Here is a 20,072-nt window from a genome sequence, read left to right on the forward strand (position 1 = left end):
CCCATGCTGACGATCGGAGAGCTCGCGTCGTACGCCGGCGTCACGATCCGCGCGGTCCGGCACTACCACGCCAAGGGCCTGCTTCCCGAGCCCGAGCGGGACCACTCCGGCTATCGGCGGTACGACGCCCGCGCGGTCGCCGAGCTGATCAAGATCCGCACGCTGGCCGACGCCGGCGTACCGCTGGCGAGGGTCGCGGAGCTGCTCGAGGCCGGCGAGGAGGAGTTCGCCGCCGCCGTCGCGGAGATCGACCGGCGGCTCCGCGCGGAGATCCGCGAACGGCAGCGGCACCGGGAGCGGATCGCGCAGCTGGCGGCCGGCGACAACCTGGCGCTGCCGCCCGAGGCGGCGGCGTACCTCGCACGGCTCCGGGCGATGGGCATCGACGAGACCCTGATCGCGGGCGAGCGGGACGCCTGGATCATGGTCGCGGCCCAGACCCCCGAGCACATGGGGCTGTTCATGGAGCTGAAGAACACCCAGCTCGACGACCCCGCGACGGCCGCCCTGTACGCCGAGCTGGCCGATGCCATCACGTGGGCACCCGACGATCCGCGGATCGTCGGGCTGGTCGACGCCCTCGTCGCCTCCATCGAGGCGGCGGACCCGGCCGACGAGGAGGCCTGGCAGGGCGCGGCGATCCCCGACGAGCTGGTCGCGCTGCTCGACTCCCTCTTCCTCGACCTGGTCCCGATGGCCCCGCGCCTGCTGCAGCTGCTGGAGGAGCGGGGCTGGACGGGGTGGACCCGGCTGGAGCGGATCAGGGGCTGAGCCCGGGCCCGCCGGCCGCGGTCAGGAGACCCAGGGCATCGGCACGCACGGGACCGGGGTGGCGTGCGCCGGGTCCAGGGCGTTCGCCACCAGCGCCATCACGTTGGGGTCGACCGTCAGGGCGATGTGACCGCTGAAGTCGAGCCCGCACACGTCCTGGAGCGTGTAGTTCGTGACGTTGGGGGCCGCTGGCAGGATCCCGCTCGTGTACGGCGTCACCGCCTCGTCGTACCGGGTCACGATGCTGGTGTAGTGCGGGCCGGAGACGGTGACGCCACCGCTGTTGAGGTCGGCCATGTAGGGGGAGGCGGGTGCGAACTCGTTGCACGCCGTGCAACCGCCGGCGTCGAGGATCGGGCGGAAGCCGGTCAGGTCGGCGAGCGTCTGCAGACCGCCGAGGCTGGTGCCCTTGAAGTTCGAGCCGTAGCCCACGAACTGGTCGACCACCGCGGCTCCACCGTCGAACTTCAGGTAGTACGCCGGGACGGTGGTGCCCTCGGAGTGACCGACGATGTCGACCTTGGCCGCACCGGTCGCGGCCCGCACCTGGGCGACGAACGCCTGCAGCTGGGCGGCGCTGGTCCGCATCGAGGCGAGGCCGCCGGTGGACGGGCCGTAGTACGTCGTGCCGTAGGTCGCGTAGTAGGTGCAGTAGCCCTTCTGCGCGAGGTTGTTCGCCATCGCGCCCATGTCGGCGTCGCCGTTGGACCCCAGGCCGTGCCAGAGGACGACCGGCTGTGGGTGCGCTGCGCTCGGCTGACAGCTCCAGTCGTTGATCCCGCTGCTCGTGGCGGCCTGAGCAGGGACGCCGACGGCGCCCGCGACGGTGACGCCGAGCAGCGTGGCGGCGGTGGCGAGGGCCACCCTGATCGATCGGGACGGACGCGTGCGGGACATGGGATCCACTCCTCGGATGGGCCGCCGGGTGTCGGGGTCGGGCTGTGATGGCGACCACACGAAAGTTAGTGACACACCTGTCACCTGTCAACAGGTGACAGGTGTGTCATCAGTTCTTACGGTCCCGTATGCTCGGCGCATGCCTGCACGATCCGCCGTCACCTCGCCGCGGGTGCGGACGCGCTGGGAGCCCGAGAAGCGGCGTGAGCAGCTGCTGCGGGTCGCCGAGCGCGTCTTCGCGGAGCAGGGCTACCAGGGCACCTCGGTCAACGACGTGGCCGCGGCGGCCGGGGTCACGCGCACCCTCGTCTACAAGTACTTCAGGGACACCGACGAGCTCTACCTGGCGTGCGTCCGCGCCGCACGTGCCGAGCTCGAGGACCGCTTCGCGACGGCCGCGCTGGCCCAGGAGGATCCGGGAGACCAGCTGCGGGCCGGAGTGACGGCCTACTACGAGTTCGTCCAGGACCGCAGCACCCTGTGGGACCTGCTCTACGGCGGCGGATCGGCCGTCGCGGGCGGCGTGGCCGCAGAGGCCGCGCAGCTGCGCTACGACACCGCCGAGCGGATCGCCGTCCTCATCTCGGCGGCGATGCCCGAGCTGCCCGCCGAGACGGCATCGGCGACGGCGCACGCGGTATCCGGGGCCTGCGAGCAGCTCGCGAAGTGGTGGCGCCGGCACCCGGAGATGGCACTCGAGACCGTCGTCGAGCACCTGATGGCCACCGTGTGGGGCGGGATGGAGGCGCTCGCCCGGACCTGATCGGCCGTCGCGTCAGGAGCGCTGCGTGCCTGTCGAGGCGCGGAGCAGCAGGTCGAACCCGTGCAGGCGCTCCTCGCCCGGGTCGATCCGTCCCTCGAGGAGGTCGACGACGAGGTCAGCGCAGGCGCGTCCGAACTCCAGCGGGTGCAGGTCGACCGCGGTGATCGGGGGGCTGGCCAGCTCCATGGCGGGGCTGTCGACGCAGGAGGCGAGCAGCAGGTCGGTGCCGACGGTACGGCCGCAGTCGGCGGCGGCCCCCGCGACGCCCAGCGCGGCGGCGTCCGGCGCCGACACGATCGCGTCCACGCCGGGGTCGCTGCGCAGGATCTCCCGCACCAGCTCGGTGATCTCGGCCGGGCTCGCCGAGAAGCCGACGGTCGCGATGGCGGGCTCGACCCCGGCGGCGTCGCACCAACGGGCGTGCCCGCGGCGCAGCGACGCGGCCCAGTCCGAGCCGTCGGCGGGGGCGAGCAGCACCGGCCGGCGCGCGCCCTGCTGTCGCAGGTGGTCCAGGACGGCGGTGATGACCTGCTCGTGGTCGACCCGTACGACGCCGGCCGGGTGCAGGTCCAGGCGCCGGCTGCGCTCGCCGGTGACGATCGGGATGCCCGTGCGCGCGAGCTGGGCGATGGTCGGGTCGTCGGCGATCGGGTCGATCATCACGATGCCGTCGACCCGCGGCCGGGACTGGGCGCGCTCGGGCGTGGCCGGCGCGAGGAGCGTCAGGTCGTAGCCCGCCGCGTGCACGCGGCGCAGGCACCCGGAGGTGAACTGGGTGTAGTAGTTCACGCTGGTGGGGAGCTCGGGGAGGTACAGCCCGATCGCTCCGACGCGTGCGCGCCGCAGGTGCTGGGCGGTGCTGCTCGGCACGTAGCCGAGCTCCTCCGCGGCGTTCCGGACCTTGTCCTTGGTGCGCTCGGAGACCCGGCCGCGCCCGGACAGCGCGTCGGACGCGGTGGTCGTGGAGACCCCCGCGCGACCGGCGACGTCGTGGATCGTCGGACGGGTCACGGCGCGAGTGTAGAGTGATCTGCCGGAACGTTCCGGCACCCACGCGGAGGTACGACGATGCGGCTCACCCCCACCGAGCGCGACCGGCTGCTGATCTTCACCGCCGCGGAGCTCGCCCGTGCCCGCCGAGCCCGCGGCCTGCGGCTCAACCTGCCCGAGGCGACGGCCCTCATCGCCGACACCGCCTGCGAGAGGGCGCGCGACGGGGCGCGGCTGGCCGAGGCCATCGAGGCCGCGCGCAGCGTGCTGTCCGCGGACGACGTGCTGCCCGGCGTACCGGACCTCCTGCCGAGCCTGCAGGTCGAGGCCGTCTTCGACGACGGCACCCGGCTGTGCGTGATCGAGGACCCGTTCCGGGGTGCCGGCTCGCTCGGGACGGAGGCGCCGGGCGCCGCGATCGCCGGCGAGGGGGAGGGGTACGCCGTGTCCCCGCCCGCCGTCTCGCTCCCGGTCCGCAACACGGCCGCGGTCCCGATCACGGTCACCTCCCACTTCCACTTCTTCGAGACCAACCCGCGGCTGGCGTTCGACCGCGAGCGCGCCTACGGGATGCGGCTGCACGTGCCGGCGGGATCCTCGGTCCGCTTCGATCCGGGCGCGGTGGTCGGCGTCGAGCTGGTGCCGATCGGGGGCGACCGGGTCGCGATCGGGTTCGCGGGGCTGGTCGACGGCGCCCTGGACGCGCCGGGTGCGGCCGAGGCCGCGCTGGAGAAGGCGCGGGCGTGCGGGTACCTGACGACGTTCGACGGCTCCGAGGAGGGCGAGCGATGAGCAGGAGCGGCGAGTCGATCCACGGATGCCACGGCCAGGGCGGCCCGGTGGGGTCCTGGGCCGACCAGGACCCGGCCGACTACATCGCCACACACGGCCCCCGCGCCGGCGACCGGCTGCGGCTCGGCGACAGCGGGCTGGTGATCCGGGTGGAGTCGGACTCGCAGCACCCCGGCGACGAGTTCCTCGCCGGATTCGGCAAGACCGCGCGCGACGGCATGCACCTGCAGGCGACGTCGCTGCGCGAGACCTGCGACGTCGTGATCAGCAACGTGGTCGTGATCGACGCCGTCCAGGGGATCCGCAAGACGTCGATCGGCATCAAGGACGGCCGCATCGTCTCCATCGGGCGGGCCGGAAACCCGGACACCACGCCCGGCGTCGAGGTCGTGACCTCGACCGGCACCACGATCGTGTCCGGCGAGGGCATGATCGCGACCGCCGGAGCCATCGACACCCACGTGCACCTGCTCTCGCCACGGATCATGGAGGCCTCGCTGGCGTCCGGCGTCACCACGATCATCGGCCAGGAGTTCGGGCCGGTGTGGGGCGTCGGCGTGAACTCGCCGTGGGCGCTGGGGCACGCGTTCGGAGCCTTCGACGCCTGGCCGGTGAACATCGGCTTCCTGGCGCGCGGGTCGTCCTCGCACGAGGCGCCGCTGGTGGAGGCGCTGGTCGAGGGCGGCGCCTGCGGGTTCAAGGTGCACGAGGACATGGGCGCGCACACCCGTGCGCTGGACACCGCCCTCCGCGTCGCCGAGGAGTACGACGTCCAGGTGGCCCTGCACACCGACGGGCTCAACGAGTGCCTCTCGGTCGAGGACACCCTGGCCGTGCTCGAGGGCCGCACCATCCACGCCTTCCACATCGAGGGCTGCGGCGGCGGGCACGTGCCGAACGTGCTCAAGATGGCCGGCGTCCCCAACGTGATCGGCTCCTCGACCAACCCCACGCTGCCGTTCGGGCGGGACGCGCTCGACGAGCACTTCGGGATGATCGTGTCCGCCCACGCGCTGAAGGTCGACCTGCCCGGCGACGCCGAGATGGCGCGCGACCGGATCCGGGCCGGGACGATGGGCGCCGAGGGCGTGCTGCACGACCTCGGGGTCATCGGCATCACCTCCTCCGACGCCCAGGGCATGGGGCGGGCGGGGGAGACGGTCCGGCGTACCTTCGCGATGGCCGGCAAGAACAAGCTCGACCGCGGCCCGCTCGACGGCGATGGGGACGATGACAACATCCGGGTGCTGCGCTACATCGCGAAGCTCACGATCAACCCGGCCATCGCGCACGGGCTGTCCCACGAGGTCGGCTCGATCGAGGTCGGCAAGCTCGCCGACATCGTGCTCTGGCGCCCCGACCACTTCGGCGCGAAGCCGCAGCTGGTCCTCAAGGCCGGCTTCCCGGCGTACGGCGTCGTCGGCGACCCCAACGCCTCCACCGACACCAGCCAGCCGCTGGTGATCGACAGGCAGTTCGGTGCGTACGGCGCCGCACCCGCCGAGCTGTCGGTCGCCTTCGTGTCCCAGGCCGCCGCCGCGGCCGCCTCGCTCGGTGCGCCCGCCGACGGGCTGCCGACCCGGCGGCGCCGGGTCGGGGTGCGGCACACCCGCGGCATCGGCCCGGCCGACCTGATCCGCAACGCGCGGCTGGGCGCGGTGGACGTGTCGACGACGGGGCGGGTCAGCTTCGAGGGCGAGGTCGTCGACTCGCCGCCCGCCGAGTCGGTGTCACTGAACCGGCTCTACTTCCTCTGAGTTCCGGCTAGGAGCCCGCGAGGTAGGCCCGCTCCCGCTCCTTCGAGGTCCCGGCGGGGTCCTCGGCCACGAGGGGGCCGTCGGCGGGCAGCTCGGTGTGCTGGGAGGTCGTGTAGAAGCGGACCTCGTGGCCGTCGGGGTCGTGGGTCATCGGCAGGATCCAGCCGAGCGTGGCGAACTGGACGCCGGCGTTCTGCTCGCCGAGGTCGGCCAGGCGCGCGGCGAGCGCGTCGATCGACTCCTTGTCCGGCACCGCGATCGAGAAGTAGTCGAAGCCGGCGGCGCGGGCCGCGAGCTCGGGGTGGTGGACCAGGCCGAGCATCGGGCCGCCCCGTGGGTGGCTCAGGGTGATGCCGGTCAGGCGACCGTCCTTGGTGAACTCGATCATCGTCTCGTAGCCCAGGCGGCTGACGTACCAGTCGCGACTGCGCTCGAGATCGGCCACGGGCAGCTTGACGTGGTGCACACCGTCGAGGAGCGGGACATCCGCCATCCGAACCATCTCCTGATCTGATTGCAGTGACACTGCATCGATACAGTTAGACTGCATCGTCGTGAGCACTCCTGTCAACGATCGTCGCGCCGCCCGGGTGGCCGAGACCGAGCAGCGCATCCTCGATGCCGCGGCCGAGCTGTTCGTGCGGGAGGGCTACCAGGCCACGACCCTGACCGCCGTCGCCGATGCGGCCGGGGTGGCCCACCGCACGGTCTATGTGCGCTTCGGGACGAAGGTCGCGCTGCTGCGTCGTACCGTCGACGTGGCGGTGGCCGGCGACACCGAGCACCGATCGGTGGCCGAGCGCGCCTGGGTCGACCGCGCCCTCACCGCCGCCACGCTGACCGAGCGGGTCGACGCCCTGGTCGCCGGCAGCACGGCGCTGCACCGCCGGGCGGCCGACCTCTTCGAGGTCGCCCTCGGGGTGCAGTCGGCCGAGCCCGAGATCGCCGAGGCGTTCGCCGCCGGCCGGACCGAGACCCGGCGTCTCCTGCGGCAGTTCGTCGGTCGCGTGCGGCGTGACGGCCTGGTGGTCCGTCCGGACGATCGCGACACCCGGGTGTGGCAGGAGGAGACGATCGCTATGGCGTTCCAGGCCGAGACCTACCTGCTGCTGCGCCGCACCACCGGGTGGTCGTCGCGGCGCTACGCCGCCTGGCTGCGTCAGACCGTGACGGCGGTCCTGGCCGAGCGCTGACGCGGCTCCCGCGACCCCCTCGGGGCGAGGGCGCGGACGGTGCCGGCCGCGGCCGTCGCCCACCCGATGAGCAGGCCGAGCAGGGCGAGGCAGGCGGCGTACCGGAACAGGTCGAGGCCGGTCGCCGCGGCCAGCGCGCTGGTGCCGGTGACGACGGTGCCCACCGGGAAGGTGAAGGACCACCAGGTCGGCGCGAACGGCAGCCCGAGCCGGACCTGGCGCACGGTGAGGGCGAGGGCCAGCGCGGTCCAGAGCAGCGTGAAGCCCCAGACCGGAACGCCGTAGACCACGGCGAGCATGGCCAGCGCGTGCCCGTAGCCGGGCACGACGGAGGGGGCGATCGCGCCGAGGTGGTGGGCCGCCGTCGTCGACTGGCCGAGGAAGCCGAGCACGATCCAGACCGTCGGGACCGCGGCGGGCGCGAGCGCGCCGTGCCGGACCAGCCGCTGCCACAGCTGGGTGAGCACCAGCAGCCCGGCCAGCACGGTGAGCCCGAACATCGCGTAGCAGAGCAACAGCAGGGTCTGCTGCGGCTGGCCCGGCGGTAGGTGCGGCACGAGACCGGCGCCCACGGTGGCCGAGACCATCGGCGGCACGACCGGCATCAGCCAGCCGCCGGTCGCGCTGTCGTCGGCGACCTCGTGGGCGGTGATCGCGCGGAAGGGCACCGCGACCGCGGTCCACAGGCCCAGCAGGGTGCCGATCGTCCAGAGCGTGGCGTCGACCGCGAGGGCCGCGTCGGCCCCGATGATCCGGTGCCCGACGGCGAGCGCCCCGGCGCCCACCGTCATCACGCCCATCGCGGGAGCGCCGTAGAAGTGGGAGAGCTGCAGGTCGTCGTACTGGCGACGCATCAGGCCGGGCGCCCGACGGCACTCCCGCACCAGGACCGCGGTGACGGCGACCAGCAGGGCGACCGCGGCGAGCCAGAACCCCAGAGCCACCGCCGCGATGCCGGGCACGGCCACCGGCAGGCCGGCCAGGGCCACGGCGACGATGCCGGTGCCCATGACGGCGGCGTACCAGTTCGGTCCGTAGCTGATCCTCATTCCTCCAGCGTCGTGGCAGCGCGCCGGGCGCGGTAGGGACCGCTGCGCTGTGACCTCACAGGGATAGCCTGTGACCATGCCCGCCCACCCGACCCTGCCCGACCTGCCCTCGCTGCGGCTGCTCGTCGACGTCGCCAGGCTCGGCAGCATCGGCGCGGCGGGTCGGGAGAGCGGGATCTCGCAGCAGTCCGCCTCCGAGCGGATCCGGGCCATGGAGGCCCAGACCGGGCTGGTGCTGGTGCAGCGCGCCCCGCGCGGGTCGGTGCTGACGCCGGCGGGCCGGCTGCTGGTCGAGTGGAGCAACGACCTGCTCTCCCGCGCCGCCGAGGTCGAGGTGGCGCTCGCGACCCTGCAGCGCGGTCGGTCCGAGGAGCTGCACGTGCACGCCTCGATGACCACGGCGGAGTACCTCCTGCCGCGCTGGCTGGTCCGGCTGCGCCAGCTCCGTCAGGTCGCGGTGAGCCTGCGCGCGGCCAACTCCGGTGACGTCATCGCGGCGGTACGCCGGGGCGAGGCCGACCTCGGCTTCGTCGAGGGCCCCGTCGACGTGGCCGGCCTGTCCACGGTGGTCGTCGGCGTCGACGAGCTGGTCCTGGTGGGCGCCGTCGACGACCGCTGGGCGCGGCGCCGCAGCCCGCTCCGCGCGGCCGAGATCGCGGCCCGCCCGCTGACCTGCCGCGAGCGCGGATCCGGCACCCGCGCCGTCGTCGAGGAGGCGCTGGAGGCGGCCGGCGCGCGGCTGGCCGACCCCGAGGTCGAGCTGGCGACGAACGCGGCGATCCTGGCCGCCGTACGCGCTGGGAGCCCGCCGGCGTTCGTGTCGGCCGAGGCCGCGCGGGCCGACCTGGACCTCGGCACCCTGGTCGCGGTCCCGGTCGCGCTGGACCTGACTCGCGAGTTCCGGGCCGCCTGGATCGGTGGACCGAGGCCGCCCGAGGGGCCGGTGCGCGACCTGCTCGCCATCGCCCGCCGCGGCTGAGGACGCTGAGCCGCCCCGGTCAGACGCCGACCCGCGACACCCGCCGGGTGAGCTCGACGAGCTGCTCGAGCAGCCCCTTCAGCTCGTCGTCGCGCCGGTCCTGCAGCTGCAGGCCGTCCTCGCCGAACTCGGTGAACACCGACAGCGCCACGGCCGCCCGCACGTCGAGCATCTGGAAGTTGACGAGGATCTGGCGCCACTGCTCCACGGCGCGTACGCCGCCGTCGGCGCCGTAGGAGACGAAGCCGACCGTCTTGCCGGTCCACTCCGGGCCGAGCACGTCGACGGCGTTCTTGAACGCGCCGGGGACGCCGTGGTTGTACTCCGGGGTCACGAACACGAAGCCGTCGCAGGCGTCGATGGCCCGGCTCCACGCGGTCACCTGGGGCGACTCGTAATCCCTGTCCGCGGCCGCCGGCACCGTGGCCGAGGTGAGCAGCGGGACGTCGTAGGACTTGAGGTCGATGACCTCGAAGTCCACGCCCTCGACGTGGGCGGCGCGGTCCGCGACCCACTGGGCGACGGCCGTGCCCTTACGCCCGTCGCGGATGGAGCCGATGATGATCCCGAGCTTCATGGTGTCTCCTTCGCTAGGTCCTTCTCCTCCGAGGGTAGGCACACTGCGGATGGAACGTGTTTCAGTCATGATGGGCGCATGCGCCTGACCCGTGACCTCGCCTACGCCGCTCCCGTCGTCGACGTGCTCGCCATGCTGCAGGACGCGGCGTACTGGGACCGGGTCGCGGACGCGACCGGCGCGCTGTCCAGCGCGACGACGGTGACGGGCTCCGGCGAGGACGTGGAGGTCGTGACCGACCAGCAGCAGGCGGTCGTGGGCGTGCCGTCGTTCGCGAAGAAGTTCGTGGGCGACAGCACCCGCGCGATCATCACCGCCACGTGGAAGGGCCCGCAGGCGGCGTACGCCGTGGAGACCCCGGGCAAGCCGACCTCGATGTCCGGGACGGTCACGGTGGCGGCGCGCGGGCAGGGCGCGGTCGTGACCTACGACCTCGACGTCAGGGCGAGCGTGCCGCTGATCGGCGGCAAGCTCGAGAAGCTCGTGTGCGACCTCACCGGCGACGGCTTCGCGAAGGAGCACACGGTCGGTCAGGCCTGGCTCGCCGGCTGAGCCGCCCCTCGGGCGAGGGCCAGGGCCGGGACCAGGGCGAGGGCCAGCAGGCCGCACGCCAGCGACAGGGTCGCGTAGCTGCTGACCGCGACGACCACGCCGGAGAGCAGTCCGCCGCCCGCGCCGGCCAGGGCGACGAGCACGTCGATGGTGCCCTGGGTACGGGGTCGCTCGGCGGGCGTCGTCGCGTCGACCACGATCGCGGTGCCGGAGATCAGGCCGAGGTTCCAGCCCAGGCCGAGCAGCACCAGGGCGATGATCGTCAGCGGCGTCGAGTCGCCCGGAGCGGTCGCCGCGACCACGCCGGCCGCGAGCAGCACGACACCGGCGGCCAGCGCCGTGGGCTGCCGGCCGACCCGGTCGACGAGCACGCCGGTGAGTGGGGAGGGCAGGTACATCGCGGCGATGTGCAGGCCGATCACCAGGCCGACCTCGCCCACCGAGTGGTGGAAGTGCCGCATGTGCACGGGCGTCATCGTCATGATCGCGACCATCGCGATCTGGGTGAGCACCATGATCGTCGCGCCGACGGCGGCGCCGGCCGGGATGCGTCGGGCCGGTACGCCGTCGGGGCGGTCCGGCTGCGCGGCACCGGCGGTGCCGGCGGCACCGGCGGTGCCGGCGAGCTCGCGGGCGAGCAGCAGCGGGTCCGGACGCAGCAGCACGACGAGGGCCGCGCCCGCGGCCAGGTAGGCGATGCCGGCCAGCAGGAACGGACCGGCCAGCGGCGGCAGCCCGAGGTGCTCGGCGACGTGGCCGAGCGGCTCGGTCAGGTTGGGCCCGGCGACGGCTCCGATGGTCGTCGCGACCAGGGCGGTGCTGATCGCGCGGCCGCGGGTCGCGGGCGTGGCCAGGTCGGTGCCGGCGTACCGGGCCTGCAGGTTGGTGGCGGTGCCGGCGCCGTACACGAACAGGAAGAGGAAGAGCAGCGGCACGCTGTCGAGCGCGGCCGCGAGGACCACGCCGAGCGCGCCGACGCCACCGGTCGCGAAGCCCAGGCCGAGTCCGATCCGGCGGCCGGCGCGCTGGCTCACCCGCCCGACGAGGTAGGCGGTCAGCGCCGAGCCGAGCGTGAACAGGGCCGTCGGCACTCCGGCGAGCCCATCGGTGCCGAGCATGTCCTGCGCGAGCAGGGCGCCGACCGTGACGCCGGCGGCGAGGCCCGCACCGCCGAGGACCTGCCCGATCACCACCACGATCAGGGTCCGGCGCTGGATCGCGGTGACGTCGGGGGCGGGCACGTGCAGAGGCTACGGTCGAGGGAACAGGGGCGGCCATCCGATATCGGCGCGGCTCCGAACCACACGGGACCGACGGATCGGGCGACGGGAGGAGCGCGCGTGGCGACGCAGGTGCTGTGGTTCCGGCGCGACCTGCGGCTGGGTGACCACCCCGCGCTGCTCGCGGCCGCGGAGGCGGCCGGGCGCGACGGCGTCGTGCCGCTGTTCGTGCTGGATCCCGCCCTGCTGCGGCCGTCCGGCGCTCCCCGCACCGCGTTCCTGCTGCGCTCGCTGCGCGCACTCGACGCCGACCTGCGCCGGCACGGACCGGGCCTCGTCGTGCGCGCGGGTCGCCCCGAGGACGTGGTGCCCGCGGTCGTCGCGGAGGCCGGTGCGGCCGCCGTGCACGTGTCGGCCGACACCGGTCCGTACGGCGCCGAACGCGACCGCAGCGTCGAGGACCGGGTGCCGCTGGTGCGCACCGGATCGGCGTACGCCGTGACACCGGGGCGGGTGCTGACCGGCGGCGGGACGCCGTACCGGGTCTTCACGCCGTTCCTCAAGGCCTGGCTCGCCCACGGATGGCGGGCGCCGGCGGGGTCGGACCCGGCGGCGACCACCTGGCGCGGGCTGACCTCCGAGGCGATCCCCGACGACCCTGACCTGGGCGCGACGGCGCTGCCCGAGGCGGGCGAGGCCGCGGCCCATCGCGCGTGGGAGGAGTTCCTCCCCACGCTGCGGCGGTACGCCGAGGAGCGGGACCGCCCGGACCTCGACTCGACGTCGCGGCTCTCGGCGTACCTCAAGGTGGGCGCGGTCCACCCCCTCACCCTGCTCGCCGACCTCGGCCCCGACGACACCACCTTCCGCGCGGAGCTGGCCTGGCGGGAGTTCTACGCCGACGTGCTGCACCACCACCCGGAGTCGGCGCGGGCGTCCCTGCACCCGCAGCTCGACGCGCTGCCGTGGGTGGGCGGCGACCTGCGGGAGCAGCGGCTGTCCGCGTGGGCGGAGGGCCGCACCGGCTACCCGCTCGTCGACGCCGGGATGCGGCAGCTGCTCGCCGAGGGCTGGATGCACAACCGGGTGCGGATGCTGGTCGCCTCGTTCCTGGTCAAGGACCTCAAGATCGAGTGGCAGCTCGGCGCCCGGCACTTCCTGCGGCACCTCGTCGACGGAGACCTGGCCAGCAACCAGCACGGCTGGCAGTGGACGGCGGGCTGCGGCACCGACGCGTCGCCGTACTTCCGGGTCTTCAACCCGGTGACCCAGTCGAGGCGGTTCGACCCCGACGGCGACTACATCCGGCGCTGGGTGCCCGAGCTGCGCTCGCTCGGCGTACGGGAGATCCACGAGCCGTGGCGTGCCGGGCCACCGGAGGGGTACCCGTCGCCCATCGTCGACCACGCGAAGGAGCGTGCGTCGGCACTGGCGGCGTACGAGGAGCTGCGGCGCAGCACCGGGACGTGAGAAGAGGAGAGCCATGCTCGAGTGGATCCAGGACCTGCCGTACCCGGCCGAGGAGGTGTTCGCGTGGCACGCGCGCCCCGGCGCGGTGCACCGGCTGAGCCCGCCGTGGCAGCCGATCCGGGTCGTGCGGGAGGCGTCGTCGCTGCGGGACGGCGAGGCGGAGTTCGCGCTGCCCGCGGGCCGGCGCTGGGTGGCACGGCACGACCCGAGCGGGTACGTCGAGGGCGAGCAGTTCGTCGACGAGCTCGTGTCGCGGCCGTTCGTGGCGCCGGTGCGCTGGCGCCACGAGCACCGGGTCGTGCCGGCCGCGGACGGGTCCTCGCTGACCGACCGGGTCGCGACGACGGCGCCGCGGCGGTTCGTGGAGCCCATGTTCGGCTACCGGCACCGCCAGCTGGCCGGTGACCTGGCCGCGCACACGTGGGCGCGCTCGCTGCGCCCGGAGCCGTTGACCGTGGCGGTCACGGGCGCGAGTGGACTGGTGGGCAGCGCGCTCACCGCCTTCCTGACGACCGGCGGGCATCGCGTGGTGCGGCTGGTGCGGCACGCCGTCAGCGGCCCCGACGAGCGGCGCTGGGACCCCGCCTCGCCCGCGTCGGACCTGCTGGAGGGTGTCGACGCGGTCGTGCACCTGGCCGGCGCGAGCATCGCGGGGCGGTTCACCGACGAGCACCGCGCGGCCATCCGGGACAGCCGGATCGAGCCGACCCGGCGGCTCGCCGCGCTGGCCGCGCGCTCGGGGATCGGGACCTTCGTGAGCGCTTCGGCGATCGGCCTGTACGGCGCCGACCGTGGCGACGAGCTGCTCACCGAGTCGAGCGAGCGCGGCGACGGCTTCCTCGCCGACGTGGTGGCGGACTGGGAGGACGCGGCCGCCGTCGCCGCGGCCGACTGCCGCGTGGTGACGGTCCGCACCGGCATCGTGCAGAGCCCCGCCGGTGGCGCGCTCGCCCTGCTGCGCCCGCTGTACACCGCGGGCCTCGGCGGCCCGATCGCCGGCGGCACCCAGTGGCTGTCGTGGATCGGCATCGACGACCTGCTCGACGTCTACCTGCGCGCGCTCGTCGACGCACGCCTCGTCGGGCCGGTCAACGCGGTGGCTCCCGCGCCGGTCACCGGATCGGCGTACGCGAAGGCGCTGGGACGCGCGGTCCACCGCCCCGCCGTGCTGCCGGTGCCGTCCTTCGGGCCGCGGCTGCTGCTCGGCGGGGAAGGCGCGCGGGAAGTCGCGCTGGCCAGCCAGCGGGTGCAGCCGGCCGTCCTGGAGAGCCTCGACCACCCGTTCCGCTTCCCGACGCTGGAGCCGGCGCTGCGGCACGTGCTGGGGTCGGCGGGAAGCTGAGCCGTGAGATCGTCGGGATCACCTACGAGATCCGAGGTGAGCCATGGCGGACATCAACAGTGTCTGGGCGACAACGGTCACCCGGTTCGAGATCCAGCTGGAGACGATGACTCTCGTCCTCCACCTGAGAGCCATCGATTGCGGCGAAGAGTCGCTCTTCGTGATGCTCCTCCGTGGATTCTCCGAGCTTCGGCTGACCAACGGCATCCGGCTCCCGTGGGTCTACGCGGAGCTGACCGAGGCGCACGCCGAGGGACGAGCCGACGGTAGCTGGGAGGTCGAGCTGATCTTGTGGGACGAGGACTGCACATTGACCTGCATCTGCGCAGGGTTCTCCGTCGAGGATCTGCCATCCACGCCGGTCTAAGCGTCGGTGGTTTCGATACGCGCTCGCTCGTTCCTCGCTCGCGCTACTCAACCAACGACGGGATCACTGGCCGGGCGGGCGGGGGAAGAACATCGGCGTCCGGGCGGCGTACTCGTCCCACCCCGGCCGGCCCTCCATCCGCTTGTCGGTGAGGCGGGCGCCGGAGACGACGGTGAGGAACCACGTCATCACGAGCGGCCCGGGCAGGGTGGCGAGCGCGACCCACGGGCCGGAGGCGACGCCGCCGACGAGCCAGAGGCCCCACCACACCGAGGCATCGCCGAAGTAGTTCGGGTGCCGGGTCCAGGCCCACAGGCCGGTGTCCAGGACGGGCCCGCGATCCGGGTCGGCCTTGTACGCCGCCAGCTGCGCGTCGCCGACCGCCTCGAAGATCAGCCCCGCGGCCCACAGCATCACGCCCGGTACGACGAACCACGCCCAGGCGCCGTCGGGGGCGCGCGACTCGCCCGCGACCACCGGCGCTGAGACAACCGCCACGGCGGCGGCCTGCAGGCCGAACACCTTCACGGCCACCCGAGGGAAGGGCACCTCCCGGAACGGGCCGCCCATCATCTCCTCGTAGCGGGGGTCGTCGTGCCCGGCCGTCGTCACCCGACGCCACAGGTGCCAGGTGAGCCGACCGCCCCAGGCCGCCACCAGCACGACGAGCAGCCAGCGGCGCCAGCCCGTGCCAGCGGCCGCCCCCACGACGGCCGCTGCCACGAACGCTGCTCCCCAGGCGGCGTCGACGACGGCGTACCGCCGGATGCGACGCGCCCAGAGGGCTGCCCCCACCATCACCGCCGCCACGGCGAGCGCGGCCGCCAGGTACGTCACCATTGCCGCTCAGGCGGCAGGCGGTGACCGGCCCCCGGCCGCACCAGCAGGATCTGGTCGACGCCCATCCGGCCGTCGCGGAAGGCGGCGCCGCCGCCGACGAGGTAGAGCCGCCAGACGCGGACCATCTCCTCGCCGACGAGCTCGGTCAGCCGGTCGACGTTCGCCTCGAAGCGCTCGAGCCAACCGGCCACCGTGAGCACGTAGTGCTCGCGCATCGCGTGCACGTCGCGCAGCTCCAGGCCGGCGTTCTCGAGGAAGCCGACGGTCTGCCCGACCGGCCGCATGTGCATGTCCGGCGCGATGAAGGACTCGATGAACGGCCCTCCGCCGGGGTGGCGTCCGGTGCGCGACATCTGCTGGACCAGCACGTGCCCGCCGGGGCGGACGCGGTCGTGCAGGACGCGGGCGTAGGTCGGGTAGTTGCCCTGGCCGACGTGCTCGCCCATCTCGACCGACGCGACGGCGTCGTACTGGCCGGTGGCGTCGCGGTAGTCGCAGACCTCGACCTGGGCGAGGTCGCCGAGGCCGAGTGCGTCGATCCGTCCCTGGACGTGCTTGCGCTGCTCGGCGGCGATGGTGACGCCGGTGACTCGGATCCCCTTCGTCGCCGCGTGCACGGTGAGCGAGCCCCAGCCGCAGCCGACGTCGAGCAGCGTGTCCCCGGGCCGCAGCCCGAGCTTGGCGAGGATCAGGTCGAGCTTGGCCACCTGCGCCTCGGCGAGGGTGACGTCCGGCGAGGTGTGGTACCCCGAGGAGTAGGCCATCGACTCGTCCAGGATCAGCGAGTAGAACTCGTTGGAGAGGTCGTAGTGGTGGCTGATCGAGGCGCGGTCGCGCGCCCGTGAGTGCAGCCGGCCGCGGATCCTCGCCTGGGTCGCGGGTGCCGGCGGCCGGGCGCCGAGCAGCTGCGCGGAGCGCGCCAGCCGGGCCGCTCGCAGCAGCGCCCGCACCCGAGGACGTACGCCGGGGGCGGCGTCCCGTCCCGCGCTCATCAGCAGGTCCAGGGTGGTGTCCAGGTCGCCCGGGAGGTCCGCGTCGCCGGTGACATAGGCCTGCGCGGCGCCGAGCTCGCCGGGGCTCCACAGCAGCCGGCGCAGGGCCTGCGGACTGCGCAGCTCCACCAGCGGCGCGTCCACCGGACCCGCCTCGGAGCCGTCCCACGCCCGCAGCCGGACCGGGAGGTCCTCGACGAGCGGACCGACGACGCGCGCGAGCCGGGGAGCCAGGTCGGCGGTGCCCGCGCTCATGCCGTCTCCCGGGTGAACAGCAGCTGGTGGACGTCGATGTAGGAGGCGGCGAACCCGGCCCGGCAGTACTCCAGGTAGTAGTGCCACATCCGCCGGAACCCGGCGTCGAAGCCGAGCGCCTCGACCTGGTCCGCGCGTGCGGTGAAGGCGCGGTCCCACTGCCTCAGCGTCTCCGCGTAGTGCTGCCCGAACGCCGTCGACCCGGCCAGCCGCAGGGTCGTGGCCTCGCGGGTCGCCCGGTCCAGCGCCTCGACGGACGGCAGGAACCCGCCGGGGAAGATGTACTTGGTGATCCAGGTCTGGTTGTCGCGGGTCACCCGCATCCGGTGGTCGGCCATCGTGATCGCCTGGATCGCGACCCGTCCGCCCGGCGCCAGGACCCGGTCGATCGTCGAGAAGTACGTCGGCCAGTACCGCCAGCCCACGGCCTCGATCATCTCCACGGAGAGGACGGCGTCGTACTCGCCCTCGACGGCGCGGTAGTCGCACAGGTCGACGTCCACGAGGTGGGTCAGGCCCGCCTCGGCGATCCGCTCGCGGGCCAGCTCGGCCTGCTCCTCGGACAGCGTGATCGTGCGGACGGTGGCTCCGCGCCCGGCCGCCCGGATCGCGAGCGCGCCCCAGCCGGTGCCGATCTCCAGCACCCGGGTGCCCGCGCCCACGCCGGCCAGGTCGAGCAGCGCGTCGATCTTGCGCAGCTGGGCCCGCTCCAGGTCGTCGCCCTCGTCGAACCAGGCCGACGAGTAGGTCATCGTCGGGTCGAGGAAGGTCGCGAAGAGCTCGTTCGACAGGTCGTAGTGGTGCGCGATGTTGCGCTGGGTGTCCTCCTCACGACCGTGGTCGTGGCGGCCGATCCGCGGCATCACCAGCGCGCGGGCGGCCTGCAGCCGCTTCGGCACCAGGTGCTCCAGGCGCGCGGCGAGCACGGCCAGGAAGCCGGCGAGGTCCTCGGCGTCCCAGGCCCCGGTCAGGTAGGCCTCGCCGAACCCGACGTTGGCGTCCCGGCCGAGCCGTGCGAACAGCTCCTCGGGGCGGCGTACGTCCATCTCGGGACCGCCGCGGCCGAGCGTCCTCACCCCCGCGGCCTCGTGCAGCCGCACGGTCACGGGCAGCCGGTCGACGGCCCCGACGAACAGGGCACGGGCGATGGCGGCGCTGACGTGGGTGCGGGGGCCGGCCGGCGGGAGCGGGACGTCCGCCCACAGCGCGCTCGGGCGGGTCGGGGTGAGGGTCATCGGACACCTTCCTGGTGGTGGGTGGGGCGGGGTTGCACGGGGAGTCCGCGCAGCCACAGGGCGACCCCGTGGGCACGGATGAGGAGGCTGTCGCGGACGCCGGCGAGCGCCGAGCGGAGCCGGACGGTCGGGCGCGCGGGGACCCGGTCGCCGCGCAGGGTGGCGGTGAACCTGGCGCCGTCGTCGGTACGCAGGACGACCGAGATGCTGAGCTGGTCGCCCGGCTCGGGCGCGGAGACCCGGTAGCTGCCGTCGACGCCGTGGAAGGGCGAGACGTAGAGCTGCTTGGTGACCGTGCCGTGCGTCGGGCGGTCCAGCAGGTAGGCGTGCCGGTCGCCGTAGGTGTTGTGCACCTCGACCACGGTGGCCAGGGGAGTCCCGTCACGACGGGTGCACCAGAACACGCTGATCGGGTTGAAGCAGTGCCCGAGCGCCCGCGGCTGCGCGGCCAGCCGGACCCGCGCGTCGCCCAGCTCGACGTCGTTGAGGGCGAGGAACGCCGCCAGGTTCTCCCGTACGCCGAGCGCCGGGTCGCCCAGGTGGTCGCGGGCCTCGAAGCGGGCGAGCCCGCCCGATCGGCCGGGCAGGTCGTCGAGATCGACCACCCACATCCACGACCGCAGGCGGAACGCCCGCGGCCAGGGCCGGCGGCGTACGTGCTCGACGGTGGTGCGGTAGACCCGCGGGGCGGTCTCACGGGCTGGGGCCGGAGCCCAGGTGTGCCCGAGCCGCTCCGCGGCCGCCAGGCCCGAGCGCGCGCCGTCCTCGTGGAACCCCCACCCGTGGTAGGCGCCGGCGAGGGCGATCCGGTCGGTGTCGAGCTCGGGCAGCCGGCGCTGGGCCGCGACGCTCGCGGGCGTGTAGAGCGGGTGCTCGTAGGCCATCACGTCGATGACGTGCGCGGGGTCGACGAGCCCGTCGCCGCCGAGAGTGACCAGGTAGCGGGTGTCGGTGGGGAGCCGCTGCAGCCGGGTCAGGTCGTAGGTGATCGTGACCGGGCCGGCCCCCTCGCGGCGGCGGCGGAAGTTCCACGACGCGCGGAGCCGGTCGGCCTCCGGGAGCAGCGAGGTGTCGGTGTGCAGCACGGCGGTGTTGGGGGAGTAGGTGATCGCCCCGAGCACCTCCTTGTGCAGCGGCGTCGCCTCGCCGAGCATCGCCAGCGCCTGGTGCGGGTGGGTCGCGATGACGACCTGGTCGAAGACCTCGCGGACGCCGTTCGCCGTGACCTCCACGGAGGCGCCGTTCTCGGCGACGGACGTGACCGCGGCGCCGAGCCGGACCTGCCCGCCGCGCGCCTCGAGGGCGGCCAGCACGCGGTCGACGTACACCTTCGAGCCGCCGGTGATGGTGCGCCAGGACGGGCTGCCGGTGACCGACAGCATCCCGTGGTGGGCGAGGAAGGCGAACAGGTAGCGGGCCGGGTAGTCGCCGGCGAGCTCCGGGTCGCACGACCAGACGGCGGCGACGAGCGGCTCCATGAAGTGCCGCACGAAGTACGCCGAGAAGCCGCCCTGTTGCAGGAAGTCCGCCAGCGGAGTGAGGTCCTCACCCTGCTCGGCGAGGAGAGCCTTCGCGGCCCGGTGGAAGCGCGGGATCTCGCGCAGCATCCGCAGGTGCGCGCCGAGCTCGCGGCGACCGGACGGCACCAGCCCGCCCAGCCCGCGCGCCCCCGCCCAGGTGACCCCGGTGACGTCGTCGCCCATCGACATCGACATCTCCGACTCCTGGGTCGGCACGCCGAGCTCGGCGAACAGCCGCAGCAGGGTCGGGTAGGTGCGCGCGTTGTGCACGATGAAGCCGGTGTCGATGCCGAGCTCGCGGCCCGACGGGTCGAGCACGCGGTGGGTGTCCGCGTGACCGCCCAGCCGGTCGGCCGCCTCGAAGAGGGTGACCTCGGCGTCGGAGGAGCAGACGTAGGCCGCGGTCAGGCCGGCCACGCCGGCCCCGATCACGGCGACCCTGCGGCTCGTCGGTTGCGTCATGCCGGTGGTTCGGAGCCGCGCCCGAGTCGGATTGGCGCCGGATCGGACC

At 73.9% G+C, this 20,072-nt stretch carries 20 protein-coding genes; 10 read left to right on the forward strand and 10 right to left on the reverse strand.

Going from position 1 to position 20,072, the window contains the following annotated elements:
- Positions 1-3: 3 nt before the first annotated feature.
- On the forward strand, positions 4-771 hold the full coding sequence (locus tag ACYU8V_RS00990; RefSeq protein ID WP_460844561.1) for a MerR family transcriptional regulator: 768 nt from the start codon (positions 4-6) through the stop codon (positions 769-771).
- A 21-nt stretch (positions 772-792) separates the two neighbouring features.
- On the opposite strand, the gene ACYU8V_RS00995 is transcribed toward ACYU8V_RS00990, so the two are convergent.
- Entirely contained in the window at positions 793-1,668 is an 876-nt protein-coding gene (locus tag ACYU8V_RS00995) for a lipase family alpha/beta hydrolase (protein ID WP_460844562.1), read from the reverse strand.
- Between the two features lie 139 nt (positions 1,669-1,807).
- Here ACYU8V_RS00995 and ACYU8V_RS01000 point away from each other — a divergent pair, with 139 nt between their 5' ends.
- Positions 1,808-2,431, forward strand: a complete 624-nt coding sequence (locus ACYU8V_RS01000; RefSeq protein ID WP_460844563.1) for a TetR/AcrR family transcriptional regulator — start codon at positions 1,808-1,810, stop codon at positions 2,429-2,431.
- Positions 2,432-2,443: 12 nt separating this feature from the next.
- Here ACYU8V_RS01000 and ACYU8V_RS01005 read toward each other — a convergent pair whose 3' ends face one another.
- Positions 2,444-3,442: a LacI family DNA-binding transcriptional regulator gene (locus ACYU8V_RS01005; RefSeq protein WP_460844564.1), complete on the reverse strand. Its 999-nt coding sequence runs from the start codon at positions 3,440-3,442 to the stop codon at positions 2,444-2,446.
- Positions 3,443-3,499: 57 nt separating this feature from the next.
- On the opposite strand from ACYU8V_RS01005, the gene ureA reads away from it, so the two are divergent.
- Both ureA and ACYU8V_RS01015 read left to right on the forward strand, forming a co-directional pair.
- Positions 3,500-4,213, forward strand: coding sequence for an urease subunit gamma (ureA, locus tag ACYU8V_RS01010; RefSeq protein WP_460844565.1), 714 nt, complete (start codon positions 3,500-3,502; stop codon positions 4,211-4,213).
- The gene (locus ACYU8V_RS01015) at positions 4,210-5,970 is read left to right on the forward strand and encodes an urease subunit alpha (protein ID WP_460844566.1); all 1,761 of its coding nucleotides are present in this window, start codon (positions 4,210-4,212) and stop codon (positions 5,968-5,970) included. Before ureA ends, ACYU8V_RS01015 begins: the two co-directional genes overlap by 4 nt.
- 7 nt (positions 5,971-5,977) lie before the next feature.
- Here the strand turns inward: ACYU8V_RS01015 and ACYU8V_RS01020 are convergent, their stop codons facing one another.
- Positions 5,978-6,463 (reverse strand): VOC family protein, encoded by a 486-nt coding sequence (locus ACYU8V_RS01020; RefSeq protein ID WP_460844567.1) that lies wholly within the window; start codon positions 6,461-6,463, stop codon positions 5,978-5,980.
- A gap of 61 nt (positions 6,464-6,524) precedes the next feature.
- Between ACYU8V_RS01020 and ACYU8V_RS01025 the strand changes: the two genes are divergently transcribed.
- Entirely contained in the window at positions 6,525-7,163 is a 639-nt protein-coding gene (locus ACYU8V_RS01025) for a TetR/AcrR family transcriptional regulator (RefSeq protein WP_460844568.1), read from the forward strand.
- On the opposite strand, the gene ACYU8V_RS01030 is transcribed toward ACYU8V_RS01025, so the two are convergent.
- Entirely contained in the window at positions 7,130-8,212 is a 1,083-nt protein-coding gene (locus ACYU8V_RS01030; protein ID WP_460844569.1) for a TDT family transporter, read from the reverse strand. The two genes, ACYU8V_RS01025 and ACYU8V_RS01030, sit on opposite strands and share 34 nt — an antisense overlap.
- A gap of 76 nt (positions 8,213-8,288) precedes the next feature.
- Here ACYU8V_RS01030 and ACYU8V_RS01035 point away from each other — a divergent pair, with 76 nt between their 5' ends.
- On the forward strand, positions 8,289-9,191 hold the full coding sequence (locus ACYU8V_RS01035; RefSeq protein WP_460844570.1) for a LysR family transcriptional regulator: 903 nt from the start codon (positions 8,289-8,291) through the stop codon (positions 9,189-9,191).
- Between the two features lie 19 nt (positions 9,192-9,210).
- Here ACYU8V_RS01035 and ACYU8V_RS01040 read toward each other — a convergent pair whose 3' ends face one another.
- A complete protein-coding gene (locus tag ACYU8V_RS01040) occupies positions 9,211-9,768 on the reverse strand; it encodes an NADPH-dependent FMN reductase (RefSeq protein WP_460844571.1) in 558 nt (185 codons plus the stop codon).
- A 78-nt stretch (positions 9,769-9,846) separates the two neighbouring features.
- Here ACYU8V_RS01040 and ACYU8V_RS01045 point away from each other — a divergent pair, with 78 nt between their 5' ends.
- Complete coding sequence (locus tag ACYU8V_RS01045) at positions 9,847-10,320, forward strand: DUF2505 domain-containing protein (protein WP_460844572.1); 474 nt, start codon at positions 9,847-9,849, stop codon at positions 10,318-10,320.
- Here the strand turns inward: ACYU8V_RS01045 and ACYU8V_RS01050 are convergent.
- Positions 10,299-11,561, reverse strand: a complete 1,263-nt coding sequence (locus ACYU8V_RS01050) for an MFS transporter (RefSeq protein ID WP_460844573.1) — start codon at positions 11,559-11,561, stop codon at positions 10,299-10,301. The two genes, ACYU8V_RS01045 and ACYU8V_RS01050, sit on opposite strands and share 22 nt — an antisense overlap.
- Before the next feature lie 99 nt (positions 11,562-11,660).
- On the opposite strand from ACYU8V_RS01050, the gene ACYU8V_RS01055 reads away from it, so the two are divergent.
- Genes ACYU8V_RS01055 through ACYU8V_RS01065 form a run of 3 tightly spaced genes read left to right on the forward strand, consistent with a single transcriptional unit; the run spans position 11,661 to position 14,719 of the window.
- Positions 11,661-13,010, forward strand: coding sequence for a cryptochrome/photolyase family protein (locus tag ACYU8V_RS01055; RefSeq protein ID WP_460844574.1), 1,350 nt, complete (start codon positions 11,661-11,663; stop codon positions 13,008-13,010).
- 13 nt (positions 13,011-13,023) lie between these two features.
- Positions 13,024-14,352 carry a TIGR01777 family oxidoreductase gene (locus tag ACYU8V_RS01060; RefSeq protein ID WP_460844575.1) on the forward strand — a complete coding sequence of 443 codons (1,329 nt, stop codon included), beginning with the start codon at positions 13,024-13,026 and terminating at the stop codon, positions 14,350-14,352.
- A gap of 43 nt (positions 14,353-14,395) precedes the next feature.
- Complete coding sequence (locus ACYU8V_RS01065; RefSeq protein ID WP_460844576.1) at positions 14,396-14,719, forward strand: hypothetical protein; 324 nt, start codon at positions 14,396-14,398, stop codon at positions 14,717-14,719.
- A gap of 63 nt (positions 14,720-14,782) precedes the next feature.
- On the opposite strand, the gene ACYU8V_RS01070 is transcribed toward ACYU8V_RS01065, so the two are convergent.
- Genes ACYU8V_RS01070 through ACYU8V_RS01085 form a run of 4 tightly spaced genes read right to left on the reverse strand, consistent with a single transcriptional unit; the run spans position 14,783 to position 20,023 of the window.
- Positions 14,783-15,559: a DUF1295 domain-containing protein gene (locus tag ACYU8V_RS01070; RefSeq protein ID WP_460844577.1), complete on the reverse strand. Its 777-nt coding sequence runs from the start codon at positions 15,557-15,559 to the stop codon at positions 14,783-14,785.
- Positions 15,553-16,806, reverse strand: a complete 1,254-nt coding sequence (locus tag ACYU8V_RS01075) for a class I SAM-dependent methyltransferase (RefSeq protein ID WP_460844578.1) — start codon at positions 16,804-16,806, stop codon at positions 15,553-15,555. Before ACYU8V_RS01075 ends, ACYU8V_RS01070 begins: the two co-directional genes overlap by 7 nt.
- Complete coding sequence (locus ACYU8V_RS01080; protein ID WP_460844579.1) at positions 16,803-18,041, reverse strand: class I SAM-dependent methyltransferase; 1,239 nt, start codon at positions 18,039-18,041, stop codon at positions 16,803-16,805. The genes ACYU8V_RS01075 and ACYU8V_RS01080 overlap by 4 nt, the downstream gene beginning before the upstream one ends.
- Positions 18,038-20,023: an FAD-dependent oxidoreductase gene (locus ACYU8V_RS01085; protein ID WP_460844580.1), complete on the reverse strand. Its 1,986-nt coding sequence runs from the start codon at positions 20,021-20,023 to the stop codon at positions 18,038-18,040. The genes ACYU8V_RS01080 and ACYU8V_RS01085 overlap by 4 nt, the downstream gene beginning before the upstream one ends.
- Between the last annotated feature and the right edge of the window lie 49 nt (positions 20,024-20,072).

Source organism: Nocardioides ultimimeridianus, assembly GCF_054777895.1.